Annotated in this window: 23 protein-coding genes and 1 pseudogene; 10 read left to right on the forward strand and 14 right to left on the reverse strand. The window is 57.2% G+C overall.

Features of this window, described 5'->3' with window-relative positions; genetic code table 11:
• Positions 1-226 precede the first annotated feature (226 nt).
• From JTM80_RS01665 to JTM80_RS01675, 3 genes are all read right to left on the reverse strand, one after another.
• Complete coding sequence (locus JTM80_RS01665; RefSeq protein ID WP_172353865.1) at positions 227-532, reverse strand: hypothetical protein; 306 nt, start codon at positions 530-532, stop codon at positions 227-229.
• Between the two features lie 549 nt (positions 533-1,081).
• Positions 1,082-1,423 (reverse strand): hypothetical protein, encoded by a 342-nt coding sequence (locus tag JTM80_RS01670; RefSeq protein ID WP_172353866.1) that lies wholly within the window; start codon positions 1,421-1,423, stop codon positions 1,082-1,084.
• Between the two features lie 265 nt (positions 1,424-1,688).
• Positions 1,689-2,930, reverse strand: a complete 1,242-nt coding sequence (locus tag JTM80_RS01675) for a hypothetical protein (RefSeq protein ID WP_205370447.1) — start codon at positions 2,928-2,930, stop codon at positions 1,689-1,691.
• A 170-nt stretch (positions 2,931-3,100) separates the two neighbouring features.
• On the opposite strand from JTM80_RS01675, the gene JTM80_RS01680 reads away from it, so the two are divergent.
• The 3 genes from JTM80_RS01680 (at position 3,101) to JTM80_RS01690 (ending at position 5,272) form a co-directional block, all read left to right on the forward strand.
• Complete coding sequence (locus JTM80_RS01680) at positions 3,101-3,628, forward strand: hypothetical protein (protein WP_172353868.1); 528 nt, start codon at positions 3,101-3,103, stop codon at positions 3,626-3,628.
• A gap of 122 nt (positions 3,629-3,750) precedes the next feature.
• Complete coding sequence (panB, locus tag JTM80_RS01685) at positions 3,751-4,542, forward strand: 3-methyl-2-oxobutanoate hydroxymethyltransferase (protein WP_172353869.1); 792 nt, start codon at positions 3,751-3,753, stop codon at positions 4,540-4,542.
• A 274-nt stretch (positions 4,543-4,816) separates the two neighbouring features.
• The gene (locus JTM80_RS01690) at positions 4,817-5,272 is read left to right on the forward strand and encodes a hypothetical protein (protein ID WP_172353870.1); all 456 of its coding nucleotides are present in this window, start codon (positions 4,817-4,819) and stop codon (positions 5,270-5,272) included.
• Positions 5,273-5,439: 167 nt separating this feature from the next.
• On the opposite strand, the gene JTM80_RS01695 is transcribed toward JTM80_RS01690, so the two are convergent.
• From JTM80_RS01695 to ruvA, 5 genes are all read right to left on the reverse strand, one after another.
• On the reverse strand, positions 5,440-7,710 hold the full coding sequence (locus tag JTM80_RS01695) for an amylo-alpha-1,6-glucosidase (RefSeq protein ID WP_172353871.1): 2,271 nt from the start codon (positions 7,708-7,710) through the stop codon (positions 5,440-5,442).
• Between the two features lie 263 nt (positions 7,711-7,973).
• Positions 7,974-9,035, reverse strand: a complete 1,062-nt coding sequence (gene aroF / locus JTM80_RS01700; RefSeq protein ID WP_172353872.1) for a 3-deoxy-7-phosphoheptulonate synthase — start codon at positions 9,033-9,035, stop codon at positions 7,974-7,976.
• A 318-nt stretch (positions 9,036-9,353) separates the two neighbouring features.
• On the reverse strand, positions 9,354-9,944 hold the full coding sequence (locus JTM80_RS01705; RefSeq protein ID WP_172353873.1) for a PAM68 family protein: 591 nt from the start codon (positions 9,942-9,944) through the stop codon (positions 9,354-9,356).
• Between the two features lie 90 nt (positions 9,945-10,034).
• A complete protein-coding gene (rpsO, locus tag JTM80_RS01710; protein WP_172353874.1) occupies positions 10,035-10,304 on the reverse strand; it encodes a 30S ribosomal protein S15 in 270 nt (89 codons plus the stop codon).
• A 57-nt stretch (positions 10,305-10,361) separates the two neighbouring features.
• Positions 10,362-10,988, reverse strand: coding sequence for a Holliday junction branch migration protein RuvA (ruvA, locus tag JTM80_RS01715; RefSeq protein WP_172353875.1), 627 nt, complete (start codon positions 10,986-10,988; stop codon positions 10,362-10,364).
• Positions 10,989-11,285: 297 nt separating this feature from the next.
• On the opposite strand from ruvA, the gene JTM80_RS01720 reads away from it, so the two are divergent.
• From JTM80_RS01720 to JTM80_RS01740, 5 genes are all read left to right on the forward strand, one after another.
• Positions 11,286-12,626, forward strand: a complete 1,341-nt coding sequence (locus tag JTM80_RS01720; protein WP_172353876.1) for a TldD/PmbA family protein — start codon at positions 11,286-11,288, stop codon at positions 12,624-12,626.
• Between the two features lie 449 nt (positions 12,627-13,075).
• A complete protein-coding gene (locus JTM80_RS01725) occupies positions 13,076-13,987 on the forward strand; it encodes a hypothetical protein (protein WP_172353877.1) in 912 nt (303 codons plus the stop codon).
• Positions 13,988-14,206: 219 nt separating this feature from the next.
• Positions 14,207-16,894 carry an ATP-dependent chaperone ClpB gene (gene clpB / locus JTM80_RS01730; RefSeq protein ID WP_205370449.1) on the forward strand — a complete coding sequence of 896 codons (2,688 nt, stop codon included), beginning with the start codon at positions 14,207-14,209 and terminating at the stop codon, positions 16,892-16,894.
• Positions 16,895-16,934: 40 nt separating this feature from the next.
• Positions 16,935-17,717 carry an NYN domain-containing protein gene (locus tag JTM80_RS01735; RefSeq protein ID WP_172353879.1) on the forward strand — a complete coding sequence of 261 codons (783 nt, stop codon included), beginning with the start codon at positions 16,935-16,937 and terminating at the stop codon, positions 17,715-17,717.
• Between the two features lie 142 nt (positions 17,718-17,859).
• On the forward strand, positions 17,860-19,614 hold the full coding sequence (locus JTM80_RS01740; RefSeq protein ID WP_205370451.1) for an NAD+ synthase: 1,755 nt from the start codon (positions 17,860-17,862) through the stop codon (positions 19,612-19,614).
• 29 nt (positions 19,615-19,643) lie between these two features.
• Here the strand turns inward: JTM80_RS01740 and JTM80_RS01745 are convergent, their stop codons facing one another.
• From JTM80_RS01745 to JTM80_RS01760, 4 genes are all read right to left on the reverse strand, one after another.
• The gene (locus JTM80_RS01745) at positions 19,644-20,234 is read right to left on the reverse strand and encodes a hypothetical protein (protein WP_172353881.1); all 591 of its coding nucleotides are present in this window, start codon (positions 20,232-20,234) and stop codon (positions 19,644-19,646) included.
• Between the two features lie 54 nt (positions 20,235-20,288).
• Positions 20,289-22,979 (reverse strand): hypothetical protein, encoded by a 2,691-nt coding sequence (locus tag JTM80_RS01750; protein ID WP_205370453.1) that lies wholly within the window; start codon positions 22,977-22,979, stop codon positions 20,289-20,291.
• A 105-nt stretch (positions 22,980-23,084) separates the two neighbouring features.
• Complete coding sequence (locus JTM80_RS01755) at positions 23,085-23,519, reverse strand: hypothetical protein (RefSeq protein WP_172353883.1); 435 nt, start codon at positions 23,517-23,519, stop codon at positions 23,085-23,087.
• A gap of 78 nt (positions 23,520-23,597) precedes the next feature.
• Positions 23,598-24,281 carry a TIGR00266 family protein gene (locus JTM80_RS01760; protein ID WP_205370454.1) on the reverse strand — a complete coding sequence of 228 codons (684 nt, stop codon included), beginning with the start codon at positions 24,279-24,281 and terminating at the stop codon, positions 23,598-23,600.
• 102 nt (positions 24,282-24,383) lie between these two features.
• Here JTM80_RS01760 and JTM80_RS01765 point away from each other — a divergent pair, with 102 nt between their 5' ends.
• Complete coding sequence (locus JTM80_RS01765; RefSeq protein WP_172353885.1) at positions 24,384-24,962, forward strand: Uma2 family endonuclease; 579 nt, start codon at positions 24,384-24,386, stop codon at positions 24,960-24,962.
• A 63-nt stretch (positions 24,963-25,025) separates the two neighbouring features.
• On the opposite strand, the pseudogene JTM80_RS23415 reads toward JTM80_RS01765, so the two are convergent.
• A pseudogene (locus JTM80_RS23415) lies at positions 25,026-25,949 on the reverse strand (ABC transporter ATP-binding protein).
• A 91-nt stretch (positions 25,950-26,040) separates the two neighbouring features.
• On the reverse strand, positions 26,041-26,355 hold the full coding sequence (locus JTM80_RS01780; protein WP_172353886.1) for a hypothetical protein: 315 nt from the start codon (positions 26,353-26,355) through the stop codon (positions 26,041-26,043).
• Here JTM80_RS01780 and JTM80_RS01785 point away from each other — a divergent pair.
• Entirely contained in the window at positions 26,339-26,971 is a 633-nt protein-coding gene (locus tag JTM80_RS01785; RefSeq protein WP_172353887.1) for a hypothetical protein, read from the forward strand. The genes JTM80_RS01780 and JTM80_RS01785 overlap by 17 nt on opposite strands.
• Positions 26,972-26,978 lie beyond the last annotated feature (7 nt).

The following is a 26,978-nucleotide window of genomic DNA, read 5'->3' on the forward strand; positions in this document are numbered from 1 at the left end:
TGCACTGGGCGTTCGGCTGTTTTATTTTGATGGAACGATTGAGGTGCTTATGCCTGGGCGAGTTGACTCAGTGTGTTCTGATGGGTCAGACTTCCCGCTTGGATGCCGCCAGAGCGTTTCAGCAGGGCATCCGCCGCGCTTCGTTCTAACGAGCTTAGGATGAGCTTAGGATTAGCTTTGTTCCGCAAATTTGTCCTAGCTCAAGCAGCCAAATCAAGCAGCCAGATCAAGCGGACAGTTGCAGCGTGCGGGAGGGCTGGCTGTCGGCGTGCAGCGCGGCAATCGGAGACAACAGCATATTCACGATTGCATCGCTCGACTCTAGCATGCCCTCTTGGGTAATGTGGCAGGTCTTCCACCAGTCGGCCTTGTGGCGGTGCAGCGCTGCCAGCATTTGGGAATAGCGGCCACCGCGCTCATCCACCACGCGGCACGACATCCGCAGATAGGACACGACTCTCAGTTGCAGAGGCACATCAGTCTGCTGAAGCTTTTGGCGGATAGTTTGCAATTTTGCGTCTAGGCGAGTCATGGCAATGTCCTCTTGTTGATTGGAGTGGATTGGAGTTGACTTTGATAAGTTGAATTAGGCTGGGAGGTTGGCTGAAACTGGGAAATTCGGTCGAAAGCGGTATGCGTGTCTTGGAGCGATGATTCTTTTATAGGATTTTCCCTTGGAGACATCGATATGGAAAAGTTAGGGACTTTGAGGGGTTTACCGGGGGCGATCGCCCTGCTGGAATCGGAAAAGTTAAGGTCGCTGAATCAAACAAACCGCCGAGACGAAGCACGGGTTGTGCAACCTCTCAGCGGTTCGCATGGGTTCAGTTCAGAGATAGTGGGCGAGAGATAGTGGGCGATGGAATTCTGATGGAATTCTGGTGGGATTCTCATGGAATTCCCTAGGCAGTGTCTTAAAACTTTCTAGGTCGTTGATTGCCTTGAGTCGATCCCCCTAAATCCCCCTTATTAAGGGGGACCTCCGGAGTGGTTCGGCTCAGTTCCCCCCTTTTTTAAGGGGGGCTAGGGGGGATCGAATTTAAGGGGGGATAGAGGGGATCGAAGGATTTTAAAACATGCTCTAGGCAGACGGGCGCACCTCGCGAGCCAGTTCCCGGTAGTCGGCCGGGTCGCCCCCGGCGGTGGGCAAGCGGTCATCCTCTGAAGAGATGTTCACCTCTTCCGGCTGAGCCACCTCATGCTGAGGGGCGACCTGCTTTGCTGCTTCCCTAGGGCTGAGCGTGCCCTGGCTCATGGCTTGTGCCGCTGCATAGTCTTTGTCCAAATCCAGGTTTTCTTCGGGCGACTTTTCTTCACCTTCGGCGATCGCCGCCCTGGTTTCCCGCGCATCAAAGCTTTCGGTCTTGTCCGACACCGTGTTGGCGGGAACAATCGGTGTGGAATCGGTGGAATCGGTAGTCATGATTAAACGCCTCATTTCGCAATGCTAGTACGCTATCAAGCCGCACTCAGCATCTCGAGTTTCCAGAGGCAGATTCCTGGCCTGTTTCTATGGGCAGAAAAATAGGCAGAAAATGAGCTTCTACAGGTGAAAAACTGGGCCCCCGACGTTCCTCATTCCCCCAGAATCCCACAGGACTGACGCACTTGCGATTAGCTCTTTGGGTTTTGAACACCTTCTCGCAGGCTACGCCCGCGAGAATTTATCAAACTTAAGTCCTGCCCAATTAAGCCGCTTGCTCTGGCTGGAGGCTGCGCTTGAGGATAATCATGCGATCGCCCACCACAGGACTGCGAGCCAGCAGCGTACCGTCTGGTGCAACCAGTTCCAGCTTGGTGAAATCCAGCCTCGTTGCCCGTTTCAGCAACTCTGCCGCAAGTTTATCCTGGCTGGCGGGCGACAGGGCATACCAGCCATCGCCCAAGTTCACCCTCAGGCGGCCGCTGCGGAAGCTGGCTTGGATGGTCTGGATCAGGTTTTCGCTGTAGGCATCCGTGACGCTGGTAATCTCCTCCTGGATCGCTGCCACCAGGGGCTGATCGGGCAAGGCGGGACGGGCAGGTGTGGCGGGTGTGGCGGGTGTGGGCAAGGGCGATGGCTGCGGCGGGGGCGTGGGCTGGGGCTTGGCAGTCGGACGAGACGGGCGCAGGCTGTCGTCTGGGTTGGGGGCAGGCGCGGGCGGCAGGTCATCGGGCACCACTTCAGGAATTGTGGTGATACGGGGGAGGGGCTGCTCGACGCGGCGACCATCTGCTGGCGCTTCGCTGATCAGGGGCGGTTCGGTAATGCGGGTTGGCTCCTGAGACGGCAGCAGGTTGGGCACGACGAAGACCAGGAGAGTAGCAATTCCGGCGATCGCCCCACTCAGCACCGAATCCGCCAGCGTATCCCGAATCGACGCTGGCAGGATGGCTCGAATCTTTGGCAACGCATTGGCTGTCCACCAAGCCCAGCCCTTTTCCCAGTAGGGCTTTGCCACAGCCCAGACCTGCCGAGCGGCGGGCTGCACAGTCGCCCACACCTGCTGAACCGCCATCCACAGGCGGCGACCCAGCGATGGCGCAACCGGGACAGGCGGCGCACCTGGCTCTGTGCGGACGAGGGCACTGCTGTCGGCGGCGAGTTCTCCCGGTGGGCGATCGCCCAGGGTGGTCTGGGCCTGTCTGGGCGGTGCTTCCAGGGCAGCAATCCATCCCTCTAACAGCCGCACATTCGCCCGCAGCAGCCCAATCAACAGCCGCTTGCCCAGCCCCACGTATTCCGTCTGCAAATCTTGCAGCGAGGGCGGCCCATAGCCGGGTACGTTCGTGGGGGGTCTCTCTGGCAGTTCCGGCGGGTTATTGGGCGAGTTGGACGGTGGGGGCGGCTCCTGAGTCATGGCGCTGGGCGTAACCTTTGCAATGGGTTCACGGCGTTGGGCGTAGCGGTGGGTTGTGGGCAGTTTCGCAGTCCACCGGGCAGGTGACACGGCCGCAAGGAAACGCGATAGAGTTTTACAGGCGGCGTGCGCGATCCCAGAAGACACTATACCGCCTGGGCGAACGGCAACCTGGCAGATCACCAAAGAACTTCACGGATTCACGCTGTTTTCCCGTGTATCTCTCTGTGTACTTTTTCTGTACGTCCTGGAGATCAATCATGAGGCGATCGCTCCCCATGCTGCTGGGTTTTGCGCTAGGTTTTCCGTTGATTCCGATGCTGATCGCGGGCTGTGCCCCGTCGCTGGCGGGGGCCCCCGTTCCCGTCGATCAGGTGGTCAGCCAACTGCGTCCCCAAACGCCAATTCCGATTTTTCTGCCGGACACAGTGCCGGGGATGGAGGAGGTGTATGTCCACGCCTATGGCGACGAAGACAGCTACGGCGTAGATTTTGACTATGTAGCCGACTGCAACGGTGCGACGGCCTGTAGCTATGGCGGAACTTGGGCGCAACGCTATGAGGGCACGATGACTCCGGCGGAGATCCTCGGCATTTCGGAAACGGTGGAAGCCGTGGCCCTGACCAACGGCGTGGGCGGGCAATATGCCAACACCTGCGGAGCCTATTGCGTGGCGACGGTGATGTGGCAGGCAGATGGTATTCTCTACGGCGTGAGCATCAAAAACGGCGAAAAAGAGGCGACCATTGCGCTGGCTAACGGGGCGATCGCCGCGGGACCTCGATAACCCCAATTCGGGCTACTGCGCCAGACGAAACCTCTCCATCTTCACCCTCTACCGTCAACCTCCACCGCCAAGCTCCACTGCCACCTTATAATCGCCAACCTCAACCTCGGAGTTTCTGAATCATGGGCGTGACCACCCAACAGCTCAGCCGATTCAAACGCGACGGTCGCCCGATTGTGGTGCTGACGGCGTGGGATTTTCTGATGGCGCAAGTGTTGGATCGAGCAGGCGTGGACGTGATTTTGGTGGGCGATTCGCTGGCGATGGTGGCGCTGGGCCACGAAACCACGCTGCCGCTGACGCTGGAGGACATGCTGCACCACACGAAGGCAGTGCGGCGCGGCGTAAAAAATGCGCTGGTGGTCTGCGATTTGCCGTTTATGACCTATCAGGAGAGCGTGGCGCAGGCCATGCACTCGGCCGGGCGAGTGCTAAAGGAAACTGGAGCGCAGGCTGTGAAGCTAGAAGGCGGCCATCCCGCCATGCTAGAGACGGTAGAACGGCTGACGCAGGCAGGCATTCCCGTGATGGCCCATGTGGGGCTAACGCCGCAGTCGGTGCATCAGTTTGGCGGTTTTCGCAAGCAGGGCACGACGGCAGAGGCGGCTGAGCGAATTTTGCAGGAGGCGATCGCCCTAGAATCGGCCGGCGCGTTTTCCATCGTGCTGGAGCATATCCCGGCTGACCTGGGGCTGCAAATTTCCCAAAAGCTGACCATCCCCACCATCGGCATCGGCGCAGGCCCCCACTGCGACGGCCAGGTCCTCGTCACGCCCGACCTGCTGGGCCTGTCAGAATGGCAGCCCCCCTTCGCCAAACCCTACACCAACCTGCGGGATATCATTACCCAGGCCGTGCAGACCTACGCGGCGGAGGTGCGAGAGCAGCGGTTTGGGGATTCCCCCGGCGCATAAAGTTCGCTAGGGTATAAAGTTCGCCAGAGCATAGCGCTCGCCAGAGCATAAAGATTTTTCTAGTTTCATTACAGCCAGGGTTGCGATTTGCCGAATCTGTGCCGAAGGATCGCAGAATGAGGGGAAAGCGCAACACAGACTTCAACACAAACTCAGGACTTACGCCCTTGCGATAAGCTCTTTGGGTTTTGGACGATTTCTCGCGGGCGCAGTCTGCGAGAAATCGTCCAACTGCGTAAGTCCTCAAACTATCAACATCAAACTATAGAAACTTATGATCATTGCAGCCACAGCGCCCGATTTGGGGGCCGAAGATTATCTGGTGGTGGGTCTAGCGACCTGTTTTCTGAAGGCAGATGGGGAGGTGCATACGGTAACGATTGCGGAGCCGATTCCCTCGGCCGCGCTGGAGGCGATCGCCCGTGGCATTCCCACTTCCTACACCCAGGCCGTGGCGACGACGCTGGGGGCAGTGCTATCGGGCGAGGAACCGCAACTCCCTGCGGGCTTTCCGGCAGACACGCAGTTTTGTGATGAGTTTGCCGCGAGGGCGATCGCCGCAGCCCGCACCTACAAGGTTCGTCCCGTAGCCAAGTCGCTGATTCCCCTGGGCACGGTTCGCACTGATTTCAACCATTCCACCGAGCGCAAGCGCGTGCTAAATTCTGACCGCCTGGTCAAGCCCGAAGACAACGTAAAGCAGCACGCCTACACGCATCAGGTGCTTTAGGAATTGCGGCGCTGGCCGTTCCAAAGAAATCGGTGGCTCCCATTAATTTTCCCAAGCGGATTTGCCAGGGAAATTGCTGGAAGCGCGCCGAAGCTTGACGGGCGATCCAAAATCGCGAGTCCAAAATCGCAAGTCCAAAATCGCAAATCCAAAATCGAGAATCAACCCTACGCCTCGATGACCACGCGCAGGTTGCCGCGCTTTTTCACCACACGGCAGGCCGTGGCGCTGCCCACCCGCTCAAATTCCAGATCCAGCAGCGTTTGACCAATCCGCAGGTTGTGCAGCGACAGGCGGTGCATCGTGTCGGGCAGGGCCGGATCGAGAATTCGCAGGCAGTTGTTGGGCGCGTCGGGCACCAAGTTCGCCATCGTCAGCAAAAGCTGGAAGATGGAACCCGTGGCCCAGGCCTGGGGCGAACAGGCAACGGGGTACTGCACGGGGCTGTTGTCTGCGGTGCGCTCATAGCCGCAAAAGAGTTCGGGTGGGCGCTGGTAGGGCTGGCGCAGGGTCATGTCGAAAATGCCCTGTGTGACTTCGAGAGCCTGGTCAATGAGTCCGAGCGATCGCAGCCCCAGCACGGTCATGCTGTTGTCGTGGGGCCAGACGGAGCCGATGTGATAGCCCATTGGGTTGTAGGCAGGCGACAGGCTGCTGAGGGTGCGGATGCCCCAGCCGTTAAACATGTCGGGTGCTTGCAGTCGCTCGGCCACGCTCAGGGCTTTGTCTTGGTCGAGAATGCCCAAATTCAGGCAATGGCCGGGGTTGGAGGTGATGCTATCGACTGGGTTGCCCTCGCCGTCTAGCGCCAGGGCACAAAAGTCTAAGTCATTCATCCAAAAGTCGCGGTTAAACCGTCGCTTGAGGTCTTGCGCTTCTTCCAGCCAGCGATCGGCCAGGTCGATGCGCTTTTTCAGGCGGGCGATTTCTGCCAGTCGCACCTTTGCGGCATAGACGTAGGCCTGCACTTCGCAGAGGGCGATCGCCCCTTCGGCCAGTTCGCCCCGGCGGTTCACAATGCAGTTGCCAGAGTCTTTCCAGCCCTGGTTTTGCAGCCCGCGAGAGGAGCGCCGCGCATAGGCCAGATAGCCCGTCTCCTTGAGGTTTTCGTCAATCCACTCCATTGCCGCCAGCGCGTTGGGCCAGAGTCGCTCTAGGGTTTCTTGGTCATGGGCCCAGGCGTAGTATTCGGCGTAGAGCATGAGCCACAGCGGCGTTGCGTCTACTGTACCGTAGTAGGGCGTGTGGGGAATTTCCTGGCAGCGGGCCATTTCGCCCAGGCGCAGCTCGTGCAAAATTTTTCCGGGCTGCTCGTCGCGCCAGTCGTCGTGCTGCTTGCCTTGATAGTAGGCCAGGATGCTGAGGGTGTCGCGGGCAATGGTGGGGTCAAGAATCAGCGTTTGCGAGGCGGCAATGATGGAGTCGCGCCCAAACAGCGTCGAAAACCAGGGTACACCTGCCGACAGCACCTTGCCCTTGCCGAAGGTCTGCCGCAAAAGGTACACATCCCGCTGCGCCCGCTCAATGATCTGGTTGATGGCCTTGTTGTCGCAGCGAATGCGCGTCACCTGCTCGCCCCACTGGGTCTGCTCCAGCAGTTCCGCTGCTTTGGCCTGCATCAGCGTCATGGGCGTGTTGACGGCGGAGGGCGATCGCCCATTCAGCAGCGGTTGCAGCCGATAGCCCAGGGTCAGTGTTTCGTGTGGCTCCAGCGATACTTGCCACAGGGCGGTATAGCCTTTGAGGAAGTTTGGCGGCTGGTGCAAGAACTGGATGCGCGATTCTATCAAGCCGCCATCTAGGCCCTGATAGGCCAGAGTTATTTCTGGGGATAGTAATTGGGGCAGCGGCTCCGTTGCGTCGTCCGTTGCAGCTTCTATCACATCCAGCCGATGATCCTGCGCCACCTGAGGCACTAGTCGCAGGCGCTGTCCTCGGCGATCGCGCTGAAAGCCACGAATCTCAAACAAGTCCAGAAAATCGGCATCGAAGCTGAGGCTCAGTTCAAACTGCACAGGTTCGGTGCTGAAGTTTGTCAGGCTGATTTCTTCAAACAACCCGCCGTTTAGCACTAGTTCCCGCTGGATGCCGATGGTTTCCGGCGGAATGGTGTCTAGCTGGGGGTTGGCGCACAGCACCGACAGGACGAATCCCTTGTCGGCGTTGCTGCTGAGGAGGACGGGCGATCGCCCCTCAATCTGCAACTCTAGGCGATTCAAAAAGCGCGTATCCTGACAAAACAGCCCCAAACTGCCGATGGAGTCTCCCTCCAAGCAGGCTGAAATATTGCCCAGCGTGTCGGTAATCAAAAACAGGTCGTCATCTTTGAGCGTCAGTGTCGGCTGCGGGCGTTCGCTAATGACGCAAGGCCACTCTGGCTGCGGCAGTTGATCCGCAGGCAAAAATTTCCGTCCATCCAGTTCCACAAAGTCAGGCATCGCGCTGGGTTGAACTCAACGGTGAAAGAACATTCGTAAAAACGCTCCCGGTTAAGTTCGATTTTAGTCGCAGCGCCGACCGGAAGTCGTCTGCCAATCCGAAGATCTGCTCACTCGTATCACTCGTAGGGGCGATCGCCTATTGGTACGTACGCCTCTGGGCGATCGCCCCCAAGCCACCTTTCTGGGCAAGCCACCTTTCTGGGCAAGCCAACTTTTTGAGCAAGCCAACTTTTCGAGCAAGCCAACTTTTCGGGTCGCCCCTAGGCCAGAACAGGCACAGGATTGGCTTCCCAGCGATTGACCGCATTGCCAATGATCGATAGCTCCTGCATCAGTCGGTCAAAGCGCTCCGGCGTGAGCGATTGCGGGCCATCGGACAGCGCCTTCGATGGGTTAGGGTGAACCTCAATCATCAGGGAGTCCGTTCCGGCGGCGATCGCAGCCATTGCCATCGAGGGCACATATTCCGACTTGCCCGTGCCGTGGCTGGGGTCGATCATGATGGGCAGGTGAGTGAGCGATCGCAGCACCGGAATGACCGCCAGATCGAGGGTGTTGCGGGCGTACTGATTGTCGAAGGTGCGGATGCCGCGCTCGCAGAGGATGACGTTGGGATTGCCCGCCGCCAGAATATACTCTGCCGCCATCAGCCACTCGTCAATCGTGGCAGACATGCCCCGCTTCAGCAGCACGGGCTTGTCCTGAGCGCCCACCTTCTTGAGCAGCGAGAAGTTCTGCATGTTGCGTGCGCCGACCTGCACAATGTCGGTCACTTCGCAGATTTTTTCCAGATCTGCGGCATCCATGACTTCGGTGATAATGCCCAGCCCGGTCGCATCTTTGGCCGCTTGCAGCAGTTCCAGTGCGCTTTCGCCGTGCCCCTGAAAAGCATAGGGCGAGGTCCGCGGCTTAAACGCGCCACCCCGCAGAAACTTTGCGCCCGCAGCTTTCACGCGACGAGCCGTTTCCACAATCATGGTTTCGTTTTCAACAGAGCAGGGGCCTGCCACCACAACCAACGGCGCAAAAGCGCTGAAGGTCACTGGGCCATTGGGCGTGGGCACGACGACTTCGCTGGGTTCACCGTGGCGATATTCCTTGCTGACGCGCTTGTAGGGCTTTTCGACCCGCAGCACTTGCTCGATCCAGGGACTCAGGTCTTGGAGTTGGAGTGCGTCCATCTCGGCGGTTTCGCCCACCAGACCCACCACGGTTTTGTGTTTGCCGACAATTTTTTCCGGTGTCAGGCCCATCTCGCGAAACTCGGCACTCAGGCGGTCGATTTCTTCGGCGGGCGCTTCGGGCTTCATCACCACAATCATGGGAAAATCCTGCTTACTTTGAATGATTCAAGAAAGGTTAAAAGTCCTGCGGCTCTGGGGTTTAGTCAGAGCGTTTGGATTGCGTTTAGATCCAGGGCTGGGTAACGTCCGTAGAGCAGACATCGCCCAAAAACATGACTAGTTTAGAGTATTCAATGCTACGGAAACGGCAGACTGGCAGGTTAACTTCAGTTAAGAGTTCTAAACGCCGCACGCCAAAATCCAAAGGTCTAATGCTGGGCTAACGCTAGCGCTTATTTTAGGCAGCCCAAAAGACAAAAACCACCCTCCGGTCGGGTGGTTTCTGCGATGAGGCGTTTAGGACTGAGGGCGCTGCGATCGCCATGCCGCAATGGTGCGTCCTAGGTTGGTGCGAAACTCCGACGCACCCAACAAGCTGCCCGGTTCATCTTCCCAGGAAGCCGAAAACAGCCCATAGCTCAGCCCAAGTACGCCCAGCCCAAAAAAGCCCAAGCTCACCAGCAGCACGGCGGAGGTGGGCAAGTCCAGAAGGTGCTGGCTCACGATGTAGTAGCTGACGACGAAGGTGGCGATCGCCAAAAACGACGGCACACCACAGAAAATCGCCATGCGCCTGGCCATTCGCTTGCTCACTGCATCAGGAATCGCCATCGATGCGCGGGTTGCCGCAGCGTTCTTGGCGGAATTGCCAGACGCACCCCCCGACGCTCCTGCTTTTGGAGGCGTTGCCTTGGGGGTTGCCTTAGCGGCCGATTTCGAGGCAGATTTAGGCGCTTTCTTCGGTTCCGCTCCCGGCTCTGGCTTTTTACCAGCATCGGTGGATGCTTCGGATTTTTTCAGGCGCTTTTTCGGCTCGAACGGCAAGGCCTTACGAGTCGAAGCATCTGAGCTGGAAGAATCAGAACTGGGCGGAGTAGAAGATGCCATAAAGAAAACCTGTCCTAACCGCAAGGGGTCAGCCACGCCATCTGGGCCGGCGAATCGATTCGCAAGATCTTAAGCTTTAGCCGCGAAACCCTAGCCGCGAATGCCCAGCTTGCCGATCAGAGCGCGATAGCGATCTTGATCGTGCTTTTGGATGTAGGCCAGCAGGCGCTTGCGCTGACCGATCATTTTCAGGAGACCCCGACGAGAAGCGTGGTCTTTCTTGTTCTCTTTGAGGTGGGCGCTGAGGCGGTTGATGCGCTCGGTCAGCATCGCCACCTGAACATCTGCCGATCCGGTGTCGGTTTCGTGGATTTGGTAATCAGAGATAATCTGCTGCTTGCGCTCTTGCAGGAGTGCCATTGGGGTTGTCCGGTGAGTATCAATACAATCAACGATTGTATCACAGGGCTTAGGGGTCTATTGGCTCAGCCAGGCGATCGCCTCTCGAATCCACTGCTCTGCGTCGGCATTTTTCGCCAGCGCCGTCTTTTTCCCAACTGCCCGCAATGCCTGCATAATTTCGCCGCTGGAATAGCCCAACGCCAGCAGCGTTAGTTCCACATCTTCTTGCACGCTGCCCACAGGCGCGGCATCTGGGGTTGTGGACAGTCCTGATTGGGTGCGCCAGTCTGCCAGCTTGGTCTTTAGCTCTAGCGCCAACCGTTCCGCCGTTTTTGCCCCCACCCCTGGCGTGCGCGACAGCATCCGCGTGTTGCCCGACACAATTGCCTGCACCAGGTCTTGCAGCCCCATGCCGTCCAGCAGCGCCATTCCCAACTGCGGCCCCACGCCGCTGACGCTGATTAACTGCCGAAACAGATCTCGCTCCGCCAGTGACTCAAACCCGTACAGCACAATTTGATCTTCCTTCACTTGCTGATGGGTAAACACCTGCACCACTTCGCCCATACCCGGCAGCGATTGCAGCATTCGCGGCGTGATTTGCAGGTCATAGCCCACCTGATTCACGTCTAGGGTCAAGATGACGCGATTGCTTGGAAGTTTTTGCACAGCGGCGATCGCGCCTTTTAGGTAGCTAATCATGGGGGAAATGGCGGGAAGAAGAGGGAAGAGGGAAGGCTTGGGAGATGCCTAAGGTCACCTCGATTAATCGCCTTATATTAATTGCCTTATTGAGAATTTTGGGAGCCTAAAACCCTTATTTTCTCGTGGCCATTCTCAAGAGTATCTGAATTTTTCGAGGTGCCCCTAAGAATTTCCGTTTTTCGTTCTTCGTTTTTCGTTTTTCGTTCTTCGTTCTTCTCCCTTCCCTCTTCCCTTCTATCCCCCTGCGATACACTTTAGGAAAACTTCCCAAAACCTTCCTAAGATACCCTCACCATGCCGATTCTCGTCAGCGATCTTGCTAACCAGGTTCAAGAGTCTGCCCATCGCCTGGGAATTCAGAAATACGACATCTACGGCGCGTCGGTCGATGAAACTAGCGTCCAGGTGGATCAGGGCGAACCCAAGCAGGTGAAAGCGTCCCAGCGATCGAGCGTGACGGTGCGCGTGTGGAACCATGAGGGTACGCTGGGCATCACTTCGACGACCGACGTTGACCCGACGGGACTAGAACTGGCGCTGAAGACGGCCTACGATGCTAGCTTTTTTGGCATGAAGGAAAACGTGCCCGACTTTAGCCCAGAGGCTATGGCTCCCCTGGCCGGGCAAGAAGAGGATCGCGTTTCGCCTGCGTCGGTGTCTGACTTGATTGCGGCGCTGATTGCAGCCGAGAAGGAACTGTTGGCGGCTCATCCGGCGATCGCCTCTGTGCCCTATAACGGTCTGTCGCAGCGGGACATGGAACGGTTTTATCTGAACAGCGATGGCGCAGTGCGGCGGCAGGGGCAATCAGTTGCGTCGATCTACCTCTACAGCAAGACGGAGCAGGAAGGCAAAAAGCCCCGCAGTGCTGGGTCTTTTGAGGTGAGCCGGGGGCTGGAGCAGTTGGATATCCAGAAGTGCATTCGGGAAACGGCGGAGAAGACGATCAGCCACCTGGATTACGAAAAGATTCCCACTGGAAAGTACCGGGTCGTGCTGTCGCCCGATGCCTTTTTGAGCCTGATTGGGGCATTTTCTAATCTGTTTAACGCGCAGAATATTCTCGATCGGCAGAGCTTGTCTACGCCAGAGTCGCTGGGGAGTGCGATCGCCTCTCCGTTGCTCTCGCTGTATGACGACGCGCTGCATCCAGAAAATATTGGCGGCGAACTGTTTGATGGCGAAGGCACGCCCACGCGCCGCGTCTCGCTAATTGACCAGGGCGTGTTGACTAGCTTTTTGCACAGCGCAGGCACGGCCAAACGGCTCAACGCCCAGCCGACGGGCCACGCCAACATGGGCGCAAAGGTGACGGTTGGCAGCCATTTTTACCACGTCCTGCCAGGGGTTGCCGACTCTGCTTTCGACCTCAGCACGGCTGATAATGTTGTATTCATCGATGACCTGCACGCGCTCCATGCCGGGGTGCAGGCGCTCCAGGGTTCCTTCTCGCTGCCGTTCGATGGCTGGTTGATTCGCGATGGTCAGCGCACCAGCATTGAATCCGCCACGGTCGCGGGCGATTTTCGCCAACTCCTCAAGTCCATCATCCACATCGAGCCAGAACTGGAACGGGTCGGCGCTGGACTCAGCCCCCGCGTGTGGATTGAGGAACTGTCGATTACAGGTGAATAGGGTGTCGGGAGTCTCTACTCACTCTCCTTGTCACCCCCGATTCCAAATCGATTCCGAATCTCTGACAGAATCTCTGACATTTACCCTCTGATTCTGGGGAATCTCGCTCATTTGCGTCAGACCTGGATAATATTGAGAGCAACTGCTGTGGGATGCGGAAACTGCGTCATGCGGAGTCATCGCGCAGCATTCTGGTCTTTTTGACCCAATGCGGGGAACGTAGCCCGGTCTAGGCTGAGGGTGTAGAAGCATCGGGTCTGCACTAGAGCTTGGGCTGGGCGTTGATGCTGGATAGCGGGTTGTGTCTCGTGTCGATCCTCGATTTTGGATTTGCGATTTTAGCTTACCAGTCAAGGGGCGGCGGGACTTCCGGCAATGTCACCCATAGCGCCCCTTGAGAGGATCGACATTGGGCAGGATTTTGGGCAGTGTGAGTGAGGAGCGAAACAATGAATGGTTGGGTTGCGTGGGGTCTTTCCCTGCTCTTGCCCGTAGGAAGCATAGCTGTCGTGGGTGGTGATTGTCTTCTGGGTTTTGGAAGGGCGATCGCCCAGCCTGCACCAGTCATCGATTCGCCAGAGTTTTCGGAATCGTCCTCCATAGGGCGGCCACCCGGGCCCTACGTGCTTCAGCTTTCGGACGTGGCAACTGAATTCCCGCTATCCCTGGAGCAGGTGCGGTTTGAACCAGGGCCGCTGACGGACTCGGTGCAGGGCCAGCGGCGGGCCGCGCGGCCCTATCGACCCGATCAGCCGCCCTATCTCAACGGCGAGCCATCCCATCTGGTCTATCAATTTCAAGTGCCCAGCCCAGCAGCGGGAATCGCAGTGCCGCCGGGGACGCTCAAGATTTACTCCGTCAGCGGGCTGCGGGCGATGTACGTGGGCTATCGCCAAGAGCTACAGGCGATGAACCGGGTGATTAACGGACTGCGAACCATCTTGACCCAGCGCCCGTTCTACATCAATCGCCCAATCACCGTGCTGCCGCCTGTTTTGGGAGACGAAGTGCTGCGATCGCAGATGGAATATCTCCGCTTTGGGGAGGGTAGCGGGCTGCGCTTTGTCGGGGTCTACAAGTACGACGTTAGCCCCATTTTAAGCAACGAACTGGTCTATATCTTTCAGGGATTGACCACTGACGGGCGCTATTACGTGTCCTTTTCGCAGCCGCTGCTAACGTCCGTATTGCCTGCCACAGCACCGCTCACGGCAGATCAGTACGATGCGTTTGTGGCGGAGTATGAAACCTATCTGCGGCGGGTGGCTCAGCAGCTCAACTTGCAAGACAGCAACGGCTTTTTCCCGAACCTGACGCTGCTGGATAATCTTGTGCGATCGCTCCGAATTCAGCCTCGGTAAAATCACGCTTGCGATCGCCCCTTACACATCTGCTGCATCAGCGTCCTGTTTTTGAATTCAGGCAAACCGGAGGCGGCTTCCGTACACTAGAAGTAGGTGAAAGTTAGCCCAAAAGGTTTGCAGGAAATGGCATCTAGCCCCCTTCCTCAAAAGCCTGGCGGAACACTCACGTTACAATAGAGAACACCCTGAGCGGCTATTCAAGGATTTATTTTTAACATGCAGCCAACCGATCCCGGTAAATTTACGGAAAAAGCGTGGGAAGCGATTGTGAAATCGCAGGACGTGGCCCGCAGCTACCGTCAACAAAATCTGGAAGTCGAGCATGTGGCGATCGCCCTGCTAGATCAGGAAGGCTTGGCAAATACCATTCTCGATAAGGCCGGCATGGAATCGGCCCGCCTGCGGCAGCAGCTAGACTCCTTCGCCGCCCGCCAGCCCAAGGTCAACACCAACGACCTCAGCCAGCTTTTCCTGGGGCGCGGCCTAGATACATTTTTGGACAGGGCCGAAGAGGCCCGCAAGGTGTTCCAGGATGACTACATCGCGGTCGAACATCTGGTTTTGGCGCTCTGCGAAGATGACCGCGTGGGTCGCCGCTTGTTCAAAGCTGCGGGCATTGAGGCCAAGCAGTTGGAAACCACCATCAAGAGCGTGCGCGGCAGCCAGCGCGTTACCAGCCAGTCGCCAGAGTCGCAATACAAGGCGCTAGAGAAGTACGGGCGCGACCTGACGGAACTGGCCAAGGCGGGCAAACTCGACCCGGTGATCGGGCGCGATGAGGAAATCCGGCGCGTGGTGCAAGTCCTATCTCGACGTAGCAAAAACAACCCCGTGCTGATCGGCGAACCGGGTGTGGGCAAAACGGCGATCGCCGAGGCCCTGGCCCAGCGCATCATCAACGGCGACGTACCCGAATCGCTCAAAAACCGCCAGTTGATCAGCCTGGACATGGGTTCCCTGATTGCCGGAGCCAAGTATCGCGGCGAGTTTGAGGAGCGGCTGCGGGCCGTGCTGCGGGAAGTCACCAATTCTGAAGGCCAGGTGGTGCTATTTATCGATGAACTGCATACCGTCGTGGGCGCGGGTTCCTCCTCCGGCACGACGGATGCCAGCAACCTGCTGAAGCCCATGCTAGCCCGGGGCGAACTGCGCTGCATCGGCGCGACGACGCTGGATGAATACCGCAAGCACATTGAGAAAGACGCTGCGCTGGAACGTCGCTTCCAGCAGGTCTACATCGGTCAGCCCACAGTAGAAGACACGATCTCGATTTTGCGTGGACTGAAGGATCGCTACCAGGTGCATCACAACGTCACGATTACCGACTCGGCGCTGGTGGCGGCAGCGGTCTTGAGCGATCGCTACATTTCTGACCGCTTCCTGCCTGACAAGGCGATCGACCTAGTGGACGAGGCGGCTGCAAAGCTCAAGATGGAGGCGACTTCAAAACCTGTCGAGCTAGAAACCATCGAGCGGCGTATTCGCCAGCTTGAGATCGAAAAGCGCTCTCTCGAAAACGAAGGCACACGCCTGGGTGTGACCAACGTCGCGTTTCGACCTTCAAAAGAGAAACTGGAACGCATCGAAGCCGACATTGCCCAGCTAACCCCCGAAAAAGAGCGCCTCACTGAGCAGTGGGAAACTGAGAAGAAAATTCAGGCAGAAATTAAGCTCCTGCGCGAAGAGGAGGAAAAGCTCCAGCGGCAAATCGAAAAAGCCGAGCGCGACTATGACCTCAACACCGCCGCTCAGCTTAAGTACGGACGGCTGGAAGCAGTGCATCGGGAGCTAGAAGAAAAAGAAGCCAGCCTGACGGAGGTGCATACTGGCGCGGGCAAGGCTCTGCTGCGGCAGGAAGTGACCGATTCCGACATTGCCGAAATCGTCGCCAAGTGGACGGGCATCCCAGTCAACCGCCTGCTGGAAACCGAGCGGCAAAAGCTGCTAAATCTAGAATCCTTTTTGCATCAGCGGGTGATCGGGCAGCATGAGGCGGTGGCTGCTGTGGCTGCTGCGATTCGTCGCGCCCGCGCTGGGATGAAAGACCCCGGTCGTCCCATTGGCTCCTTTATGTTCTTGGGGCCCACAGGGGTCGGCAAAACGGAACTGGCCCGCGCCCTGGCCGAGTGTATGTTCGACTCGGAGGATGCGCTGGTGCGGCTGGATATGTCGGAATACATGGAGAAGCACTCTGTCTCGCGGTTGGTGGGTGCGCCGCCGGGGTATGTCGGCTATGAAGAAGGCGGGCAACTGACCGAGGCGATTCGCCGCCGCCCCTATTCCGTCGTGCTGCTAGACGAAGTGGAAAAGGCGCATCCCGACGTGTTCAATATTCTGCTGCAAGTGCTGGACGATGGACGCATTACTGATTCTCAGGGGCGCACGGTGGATTTTCGCAATGCCATCGTGGTGATGACCAGCAACATCGGCAGCGAGCATATCCTAGACGTGTCGGGCGACGATTCCAAGTATGAGGAGATGCGAAAGCGGGTGATGGACGCACTGCGAAACCACTTCCGCCCAGAGTTCCTCAACCGGGTAGACGACATCATCCTGTTCCACGCCCTCAGCCTCAAGGAACTGCGGCAGATTGTGGGCATCCAGCTTCAGCGCATCCATCGCCTGCTGGCAGAGCAAAAGCTGCGGATAGAGCTGACACCCGAAGCGCAAAACTACATTGCCGATGCCGGATTTGACCCGGTGTATGGCGCGCGGCCCCTGAAGCGGGCAATCCAGCGCGAGATTGAAAATCCGTTAGCGACGAAGCTGCTAGAGAATGCCTTTGCCGAAGGCGACATGATTTTGGTGAATGTGGGCGAACATGGGCTAGTGTTTAGCACCAAAACGGCTGCTCCCGCGCCGTCGCCTGTTGCGGTTTCGCAGCCCGTGGCAATTGATAGCTAAGCTAAATCGCTAGTTTCTCACCTGGGAGCCTAAACGAATTATGAGAGGAGAAGTACAGCTACGCCCCGATCGCCTTGCCGTTTTGATCGATGCGGATAATGTCAATGCCGACGTTGTAGAGCCGCTGTTCAAAGAGGTTTCTAAGTACGGTACTGCTTACATCAAACGGATCTACGGCGACTGGACAACCCCTCAACTCAAGCAATGGAAAGATAAGCTATCTGAGTTTGCGATCCAGCCCGTGCAGCAGTTTCCCTATACTAAAGGTAAGAATGCAACAGATGCGGCGCTGATTATTGAAGCAATGGATCTCTTGTATACACAGAACTTTGATGGGTTTTGTATTGTTTCTAGCGATAGTGATTTTACGCCTCTGGCAAATCGAATTCGAGCATCAGGGCTGGTTGTTTATGGCTTTGGTGAACGCATGAAAACTCCAAGAGCCTTTGTTCAAGCTTGCGACAAGTTTACCTATATCGACATTCTGCAACAGACAGAAGCGCTAGCAGTTGCCGCAGTTGCCGAGACAAAAGAAAGTCCGTTACCAAAAGCGAATCAGGCTAAGAGTGGAGCGACAGTTAAGCTCCAACCCACGAATTTAGAAGAGGCGAAGAGCATTCTCCAAGAAGTGTATGAGGTTGCTGCGGAGGATGAGAGCTGGGTGGAGCTAGGCTTATTCGGCAACCGCCTAACGCAGCTTCATCCAGATTTTGATTCTCGTACCTACGGCTGTAAGCAGCTTAAGCAGTTAGTTAAAGTTGTTGACATTTTTGATGTCCAGGAAACTCCAAATAAATCAGTACAGATTAAACTCAAGGCTTAAACTCAAAGTTATAAGACTTGTCCCAAATTTGCTGCGTTACCTACGGATATAGTGTGCGGGTACTATGGATTTCGTGACAAGTTCACTAATTAAGTTGAATTTGGGATTGCGCTTAGCAGCGTTGAGCCATGAAATTTGATATATGAAAATTGCGATCGCCCAACTGAACCCCACTATCGGCGACCTGACGAGCAACGCCCGACAGATTCTGGATGCGGCGCAAAAGGCGATCGCTCAGGGAGCGCGGCTGCTGCTGACGACGGAGCTTTCGCTGTGTGGCTATCCGCCCCGCGACCTGCTGATGCAGCCTAGCTTTTTGGCAACGATGGCAGCAACCCTGACGCAGTTGGCGCAAGACCTGCCTGGGGATCTGGCGGTGCTGGTGGGAACGGTGTTGCCTAACCCGGACGCGGTTCACGATGGCGAAAAGCCCTTGTTTAACACGACTGCGCTGCTGCTGGGCGGCACGGTGCAGCGCTACTTTCACAAGCGGCTGCTGCCCACCTACGACGTATTCGACGAAGACCGCTACTTTGAACCGGGCGAGGAGAGCAGCGCCTTCGAGCTAGACGGCGTGTGGATTGGGGTCACCATTTGCGAAGACCTGTGGAACGACGAGAGCTTTTGGGGCAAGCGTCACTACGAGGTGAACCCGATCGCCGAACTCACGCGCCAGGGCGTGGATCTGGTGCTGAACCTGTCGGCATCGCCCTACAGCGTCGGCAAGCAGCACCTGCGGGAAAACATGCTGCGCCACAGTGCCACTCGCTATGGCCAGCCAATTCTCTATGCCAATCAGGTCGGCGGCAACGATGACCTGCTGTTTGACGGATGCAGCTTTGGGCTAAATCGGGCAGGCGAGTTGGTTGTTCGAGCCAAGGCCTTTGAACGCGATCTGGTGTTTGCTGCATTTGACCCGGCGGTGGGTGAACTGATGCCCCTGCCCGATGCCGTTGCGCCCCTGCCCGACTGCGCGGAGGCGGAAATCTGGATGGCGCTGGTGATGGGGGTGCGCGACTACGTTCGCAAGTGCGGCTTTAGCAAAGCGGTGTTGGGACTGAGCGGCGGGATTGATTCGGCCCTGGTGGCGGCGATCGCCAGCGCTGCCCTTGGCCCCGAAAACGTCCTCGGCGTGCTGATGCCCTCGCCCTACAGTTCCGACCACTCCATTACCGACGCGCGGGAGCTGGCGAAAAACCTCGGCATCCAGACCCAAACCATCCCCATTGCGCCCATCATGCAGGGCTTTGATCATGCCCTAGCAGACCTCTTTGCAGGCACTGAGTTTGGCATTGCTGAAGAAAACCTCCAGTCGCGCATTCGCGGCACACTGCTGATGGCGATTTCCAACAAGTTTGGACATCTGCTGATCTCGACGGGCAACAAGTCGGAAATGGCGGTGGGCTACTGCACCCTCTACGGCGACATGAACGGCGGCCTGGGGGCGATCGCCGATGTACCCAAAACCCGGGTGTATGGCATCTGCCAGTGGCTTAACCAGGAAAAACAGCCCTCCTTTAACTCCTCTCTCTGGTTAAAATCCACAAGGCGACCGGTGATCCCTCCCCACATCCTCAGCAAACCCCCCAGCGCTGAGCTAAAACCCGGCCAGGTCGATCAGGACTCGCTGCCGCCCTACGAGGTGTTAGACGATATTCTGGAGCGGTTTGTAGAGCGCTACGAAGCCCCGGAAGATATCGTAGCAGCGGGTCACGACGCGGCTGTGGTGAACCAGGTGATTCGGCTGGTGATTTGCGCCGAGTTCAAGCGCAAGCAGGCCGCGCCAGGGCTAAAAATTACCGATCGCGCCTTTGGCACGGGTTGGCGGATGCCGATCGCCAGCCGATGGCTGCCAACGGTGCAGCGACCCAGCGTTCCCGCAGCAACGGGCCGCTAGGGGCTGGGAGGTTAACCGCTTTTGCTGGATCAGCTCGCTTTACTAACTGCTCCCCAATTGTCATCCGGCAGCTTGTCAATCAGCTTATGCAGCGGATCAATGCCCGCCCGGATCGGTGGTTGATCCACCGTGATCGTCAGCGAACTTGCGCCATCGGAGAAGGGGTGCTTCTTCAGGTAAATCAGCTTGCCCTCGGCGTTGTAAACCCCGACATCAATCTCCTCCTGGTTCATGGAGGCGGGGGTTTCGTTGCCCACCTCGTCCGATCGCACCTTGGCGGTGTTGATGGTTAGGGTGACATCAAACTTGCCATCGGCGCGGGGGCTGACGGTGGCGGCAGTCACCCGGTTGTCGTAGAGGGTGACGGTCTCGAACAGGTCGGTGATCAGGTATTGGTACTTTTCGGGGGTGACAGCCCGGAGGGCGGCGACCAGATCCGTAGCCGAGGGATAGGGCGGCACGTCCGCATACTGTTTCAGCAGGTTGGCTAGGGCACCATTCACCACATCTTCACCCAGGTAGTCTTGCAGGGCAAACAGGGCTAAGGAGCCTTTTAGATAAGCCAAGTGCTGGGCCTCTGCCTCCACCAGGGGCACATCGGATTTCGACCGATTCTGCAAGTAGCCATCCAGGTTGCGGCGCAGGGCAAACCCCAGTTTTTCGGGGCCATATTCTCAGCCATAGACCTGGTTGGCGGTGTATTCCGGCAGGGCCTCCAGCAGAAATTTGGTACCAGGGGTATCGGATGGGATTAACTGCTGCCCCCACCACTGGTGGGCGGTTTCATGGGCGGCAATGCGGAAGGCCTCGTCTACGCTGGTGGGGTCGTTGTCGTCAAACTTGGCCAGATAACCAAAGCGTTCGCCCCGGGTGATGGTGGCCGGATAGCTGACGGCCTCACCCACGTAGGGCACTTCCACTAGGCGCAGGGTTGTGTGGGGGAAGGGGCCGAAGTTTTGCGTGGCGTAGTCCAGGGTGTTTTTCATACCCCGCGCCATGCGTTCCAGGTTGCGATCGTGCCCTGGGTGGTAGTACAGCTCAAGCTGTACGTCCTGCCACTGATCCTTGAGCACCTCGTACCGCCCTGACAGGATGGGCACCACCGGAAGAATGGGCTCTTGGCTCTGGTACTGGAAGTAGTGGCGGTTTCCCTCTACCCAGTCTCGCCGGAGTTCGCCGGAGGTAATGGCGATTTGGTCGGCGCTGGTGCTGAGGGTGGCGGAGAACTGGGCCAAGTCAGCATCCCCAGCCGGAGTTAGGGGGGTGTATTGGGTCTGTCTGGCGGCTTCGGCGGTTGGATCGAGGGGGGGCAGGCCTGCCTGTTCGCGCTTCTGCTCGTTCTTAAGCCGGGGCCGCTGGAAGAAGCCGACCATGGGCATAAAGTCAACGCTTCTGAAATTCAATCCATTCTCGAAATGGCTTGCGAAATTCTTAATGCCTGCTCTTGCCACCGCTGGGCCGGGCTTTTTCAGCAAGTCAAAGCTAACTTCGGCAGTAGCCCCCGGTTGTAGGGGAGCCGCCAGCGCAAACTCGTAGGCTTGCACCACGGGATGTTCCGCAGTGGCGGTGGCAGCGCTACCGTTGACCGTCAGTTGATTGACCTGAATGTCTTTGGCCAGGTTCAGCAGAATGGTGTCAATGGGCTGCTGGGTCTTGTTTTCTAGGGTATAGGTACCCTTGACGGCAAAGCGGCCATCGGCCTCGGGGTATAGATCCCCCTGCCAATCCACAGCGGTGATCTTGGGCTGGGCATCGATTAGGCGACCGTAGGCTTGTTCGTAGGCAATCACCTGGGCTTCCACTTGGGCGCGGCTGGGGGCCGGGTTGAGCAGGTGGGTGTTATAGAAAATCCAGCCACCCAGGAGAATCGCAGCTAGGGCACTGAGGCCCATGACGGTCTGCATGGGGCGGGTGAAGCGTTGGCGGGCAATGCGCCAGCGTTGTTTGGGTTGAGTATCCACGCCGCGCACCCAGAACAGGGCGGAAACACAAAGGAGCAGAAGGGCGATCGCCAACCAATAGCCCTGATACCAGCGGACTGGCTCCAGCATTCCGCCATAGCCACTAATCGGGCTGTAGTAGGCATCGGGTTTGTAGCCGTACTGGAGCAACCGCGCCGACCGAAACAGCGCATCTCCCTGGGCAAACACAATCACCAGGGCGGCAGACAGCAGATAGCCCAGAAACTTCTGGTTCACCAGCACCTGAATCGTGATCGCCAGGATGCTGATCAACAGCAAATCCACCAGCACGAGGGTAAAGAACCCAATGGCGTAAACCCCCAGTTCGTAGTGGGTGTATTGCTGTAGGGTTTGGGCCAGAAGTCCGCCGAGCGTCAGCAGCACCAGCACCAGGGCCAGAATCAGCACCAGGGCCAGGAGCTTACCCAGCACCACAGCCCAACTGCGCACGGGCAGCAGGTCGGTGAGGGGGTCTACCTTCACCTCCCGCTCCCGCCAGACCAGATCCCCGGCCAGGAAAATAATCAACAGCGGGGCCAGGAATTTCACCAGCAAGGATGCCATGTCCAAGATGAAGGCTGTGGCGGGCAGGGCAGGAGCACCAAAATTATCCCGAATAGACGTGCCGACTAGCACCATCAACACCAGCACGCTAATACTTAAAATCGCCAGCACCAGCGGATTCCAGATCAATCGCTTGAGTTCCATTTGGACGATGCGCCAGACATGGTTTGCCTGGGCACCGGGGCCGTAGTGGCGGTGAGCAGTGGGGAGGGTCGCCAATTCAGACCGGACGGGGACCGCCTCTGCTGGGCGTTCCTGCGGCGGGGTGGTTTTCCAAACCAGGAGCCGCCGTTCTAGCCAGTCTAGGAATTGCTCCAGTCGGGGGCGGGCCGTGGCCATGCCTGCAAAGCTAAAGCGTCGCCAAATCCAGGCAAAAAAGGCTGCGCTCAGCCCCAGATAGATCAACCGCGACAGCCAGATGGCCGGGGCAAAGGGCACCGATAAGGTATTTTGCTCAATCTTGGTCCAAAACCGGACAGCGTAGTCTACGGAGCCATTCCCAAAGGGATTCGCCAGAACATTGAAGAACGCATCCAAGTTAAGAACAGAGAAGATGAAGGCAACAACGCTGTAGGCAAAATACAGTCCGACAATGCTCAGGTAGCTGGTCAGGGTGCGGCGGGTAAGTAATCCCAGGGCAAAGCTAAACAGACCAAAAATCAGGATATTGGGAATGACCAGATAGAGGTAGGGCTGGACATAGCTGAGGAGATTGAAGGGGCCGATGCGTTGAGGAGCCATCCAGGGCAAAATTGACCCCAGCCAAAGTCCTAACCCCAGCCCTGAAAACGTGATCAGGCTGATCAAAAAACTGGCGATCAGAGCTAATTTATGAAGCAAATCTTAAGAAGCCTGAAACTCTTGGCATGTGTGGCTTTGAGGTCATGTTTGCCCAGGAAAAGCGGTTTCTCGGAAATCCTTGATTAACAAGGCTTTCAGGCTCCTTTACAAATTAGCTCTCAGTCGCCCTGCCGCAAACTGCCACTCCTTCAGGGGCGAGGTAAACAGCAGCCCATCCATGTTGGCGGTGAAGTCCTTAGTGGCGCGATCGGCAAAGATGCCCGCTACCACAATTGCCAAAGGAATCCCGGCCAGAAAGCCCACGGTACTCATAATGGCCAGGGGGGCATTGGCGTAGGGAATCATCTCCCCCGGTCGGGTGGCAGTACCCGCGGCTTGCCTGAGCAATGGAAAGAACAGGACATCGCTGCCGTTGATATGCATCACCAGCGGTCCTAAAACCAAGAAAAAGCCAAAGCCCAGCAGCAAACTCCGGGTTCGCAGGCTGTCTTGCAGCTCAAACCGGACGATCTCCCAGACGGGTTGCCAGGGGGAAATGGGTGGATGGGTGGATGGGGTCGAGGATGATTGCGTAGCCATGTTCGGAGAAAAAAGGATGTTCGTAGGGGAGCGATATCCCAGGGGCCTTTAAGGACTCTGGGATCTGGGGACATACGATCAACTGCTACTACTGCTGGGCTGGGGCAGTTTGGGAATGAGCCAAGCCAGGAACTGATCTTGAGACCGGGTTTGTACCAAGACTTTCCCTGGCCCAGTGAGATCCACCACAAAGCCTTCGCCGCTGAAAAGAAAGCTTTTCATGCCGCCGACGGAGCGGGTTTTGAAGGGCATGGATTCGCTCAGGGCCACCAAGTGCCCCGTATCCAGGGTGAAGGATTGTCCAGGGGCCAAGGTCATTTCGTGGATCGCCCCGTAGGAAGCCACCACCACCTGCCCCTGCCCCTCGGCCCGCAGCATAAATAACCCGCCCCCCGTGCCAAAGAAGGACTTGGAGCCGCCCCACGTGGTATCCAGGGTAATGCCCATATCCGAGGCCACGTAGGCCCCCGACTGGATCAGCATCGGCTCAGAAAGGGTCAGCACGTTCAAATCCCCCGGTAGAGAAGGGGCCACCCACACCTCGCCGCCCTGGGCTGGGGCGGTGTAGATGTTCTGAAAAAAGCTTTCTCCCCCCAAAAAAGACCGCTTTAGGGCTTGCATAAAGCCGCCGGTTTTGGTCTCTAGCGTTGTCCCGGTAGACATCCCCACCATCGAGGCGGCTTCCACCCGCACCTGTTCGCCGCCTCGTAGCTGGAGGCGACCAAGGGTAAAGGCGGGCTGATACATCAATTCAACTTGCATGGTGAATCATTCCTAAGCTGAATGGGCTACTGCGATCATGGCTGGATTATCGGAATCAGTAGAATAAGAAACATCAACGTCGATGCATGGAGCGCTTTGATCATGGGTCAAGCTGTCTCATTCCCCTCCAGCTATATGACCTTCGAGGACTATCTGGCTTACGACGACGGCACCGACACTCGCTATGAACTGGTGAATGGAGTGCTGGTGGAAATGCCGCCCGAAAGTGATGAAAATCTTGGGATTGCCAGAAAGTTGCTGTTGGAGTTGATCAAACATATACCGGCGGATCGTGTGGTCTGGGGGACTGAGATAGAAGTCACTGGCAAACGGGCAACTGGGCGGATTCCAGATTTGCTGGTTCATTCCGAAGAATCAAAAGCTGCTATTGCAGGCGCTCCTCGTGCTACTCTGACCCGCGATATGCCACCCCCAGCGCTGGTGATAGAAGTGGTCAGCCCTGGACAGGCCAACCGGGAACGGGACTACCGCTATAAACACACTGAGTATGCGGCGCGGGGCATTGCCGAATACTGGATTGTGGACCCAGAAACGCGGCAGGTAACCCTCTGCCGCTGGGTCAGCGGTCAATACGAAGACCAGGTCTACAGCGGTGACGAAAGGATTGAGTCCACGGTAGTGCCTGAATTTGGGTTAACCCCCGCCGAGATTTTTGCATAGCTCGCTTACTTTTATAGTCCGCTTACCAGTTGTGTCGGCTGAATGGATTCAGACCCTGGGGACTTAGGGGATGGCCCCGTTGCTAGACTGCAACGCCGGGATCTCCTTCATCACACAGAAGTAGACATCTTCTAGGTCTGGTTCGACCGCCTCAAACCCAGCACCAGGATCCGACTCGCTATAAATTCGGGCAATGATGTCGCCCATGAAAAAGCGGGTAGAGAGCACCCGGTACTTCTCTTCGTAGGTGGGTAGTTCATCCCGGCGCAGCTTAATGCGCCAGACCTTACCCGCCAGTTGTTGCATCAGGCCGATGGGTTGCCCGGTGAGGCGGATCTGGCCGGCAATCAGCACCGCCATCTGGGGACAGAGTTCGCTTACATCTTCCACAATGTGGGTGGAGAGGATGATCGCTGCCCGTTCTGAGATTTCGCTGAGCAGGTTGAGAAAGCGCACCCGCTCGGCGGGGTCGAGGCCCGCAGTGGGTTCATCCACAATCACCAGGCGGGGGTCGCCTACCAGGGCCTGGGCAATGCCAAACCGCTGCCGCATACCGCCCGAAAAACCGCTGACGGCGCGATCGCGGGCATCTTACAAATTCACCTGGTGCAGCAGGTGCTTCACCAATTCCTTCCGCTCCTTGCCGTTGGTGATGCCCTTCAACGCGGCAAAATGATCCAACAGCTTCTCGGCAGACACGCCGGGATAGACGCCAAAGCTTTGGGGCAGATAGCCCAGTACCTGACGCACTTTCACCTTTTCTTCTAGGACGTTGATATCGCCCCACTGAATGGTGCCCTCGCTGGCTTCCTGGAGGGTGGCAATGGTACGCATTAGGCTGGATTTGCCGGCTCCATTGGGGCCTAGCAGGCCAAACATGCCCATTGGAATATCGAGATTGACTCCTTTCAGGGCTTTGTAACCGTTAGGATAGGTTTTTGTAAGATTACGAATTTGGATTGATTCACGCTCTAAGCTCGGAAACATTTGCTGAAAAGCTAAACTCTCGATTTGCTAAAAGCTGTATTCCAATTTAATTTAAGAGCTAGTTTGTAAAGGAGCCTGAAAGCCTCGTTAATCAAGGATTTCCGAGAAACCGCTTTTCCTGGGCAAGCATGACCTCAAAGCCACACATGCCAAGAGTTTCAGGCTTCTTAAGATTTGCTTCACAAATTAGCTCTAAGTGAGAGCAAAAATAAGTAACTACAGGAAAACTTAAAGCCGAAACACTTAGGATGGTTCCGCAAAGCACTTTATATACTTTTGCCCATAGCCTAATCACCGGCATTGTGTATAGACGTGCATGTTGCTTTGCATCGGGAGTTTGAGATTGATCTTGCAATATGAATAAGTTATTGGTTTCGTTTTTAGGAGTTGTGGCAGGACTTGCCATAGGAGCGATCGCCGCGTTGTCTCTATCGATGCGGCAAGTTGCCCGCGTGCCAGATTGGTACACGACCGAAGCGCCAACCGAAATATCAAGTTCTAGCCCAACTCTGCCCTCCTCGCAACTTCTCGAGAGGCTTGCCACTTCCAGCGCACCAGTCGAACTCAATAGCCAGCAGGTTAACCAACTGGTGGCGGAGGCGATCGCCCGATCTTCCGAAGGTCAGGCGCTATTGCAAAACGGCTTTAGCACCACTATCGAGGATGGGCAGATCAAAGGCGGCGTGGTGGTGAACCTGTCGGAACTGCCCACCGACGGCTTGACGGAGCAGGAGCGGGCGGCGCTAGATCGCGTGCTGGCCTTTGTTCCGGCGCTGGGGCGGCGCGGCGTGTATCTCGGCATCGAGGGCAACCCGACGGTGCGAAACGGCAAGCTGCAATTTGACGAAAACATGACCGTGAAAGTTGGCAACCTGAGCCTGCCCGCGTCAGTCGTGGCCAGCCAGCTTGGGCTATCGCTAACCGAGTTGGAAGCTCGGATTAATGCTGAACTCGAAGCGCGGGGGATAGACCTGCGGGATGTGCGCGTGGAGGGCGATCGCCTAGTTATCAACAGTCAGTAACGTCTGT

The organism is Thermoleptolyngbya sp. PKUAC-SCTB121 (assembly GCF_016919485.1).
GTDB lineage: Bacteria > Cyanobacteriota > Cyanobacteriia > Elainellales > Elainellaceae > Thermoleptolyngbya > Thermoleptolyngbya sichuanensis.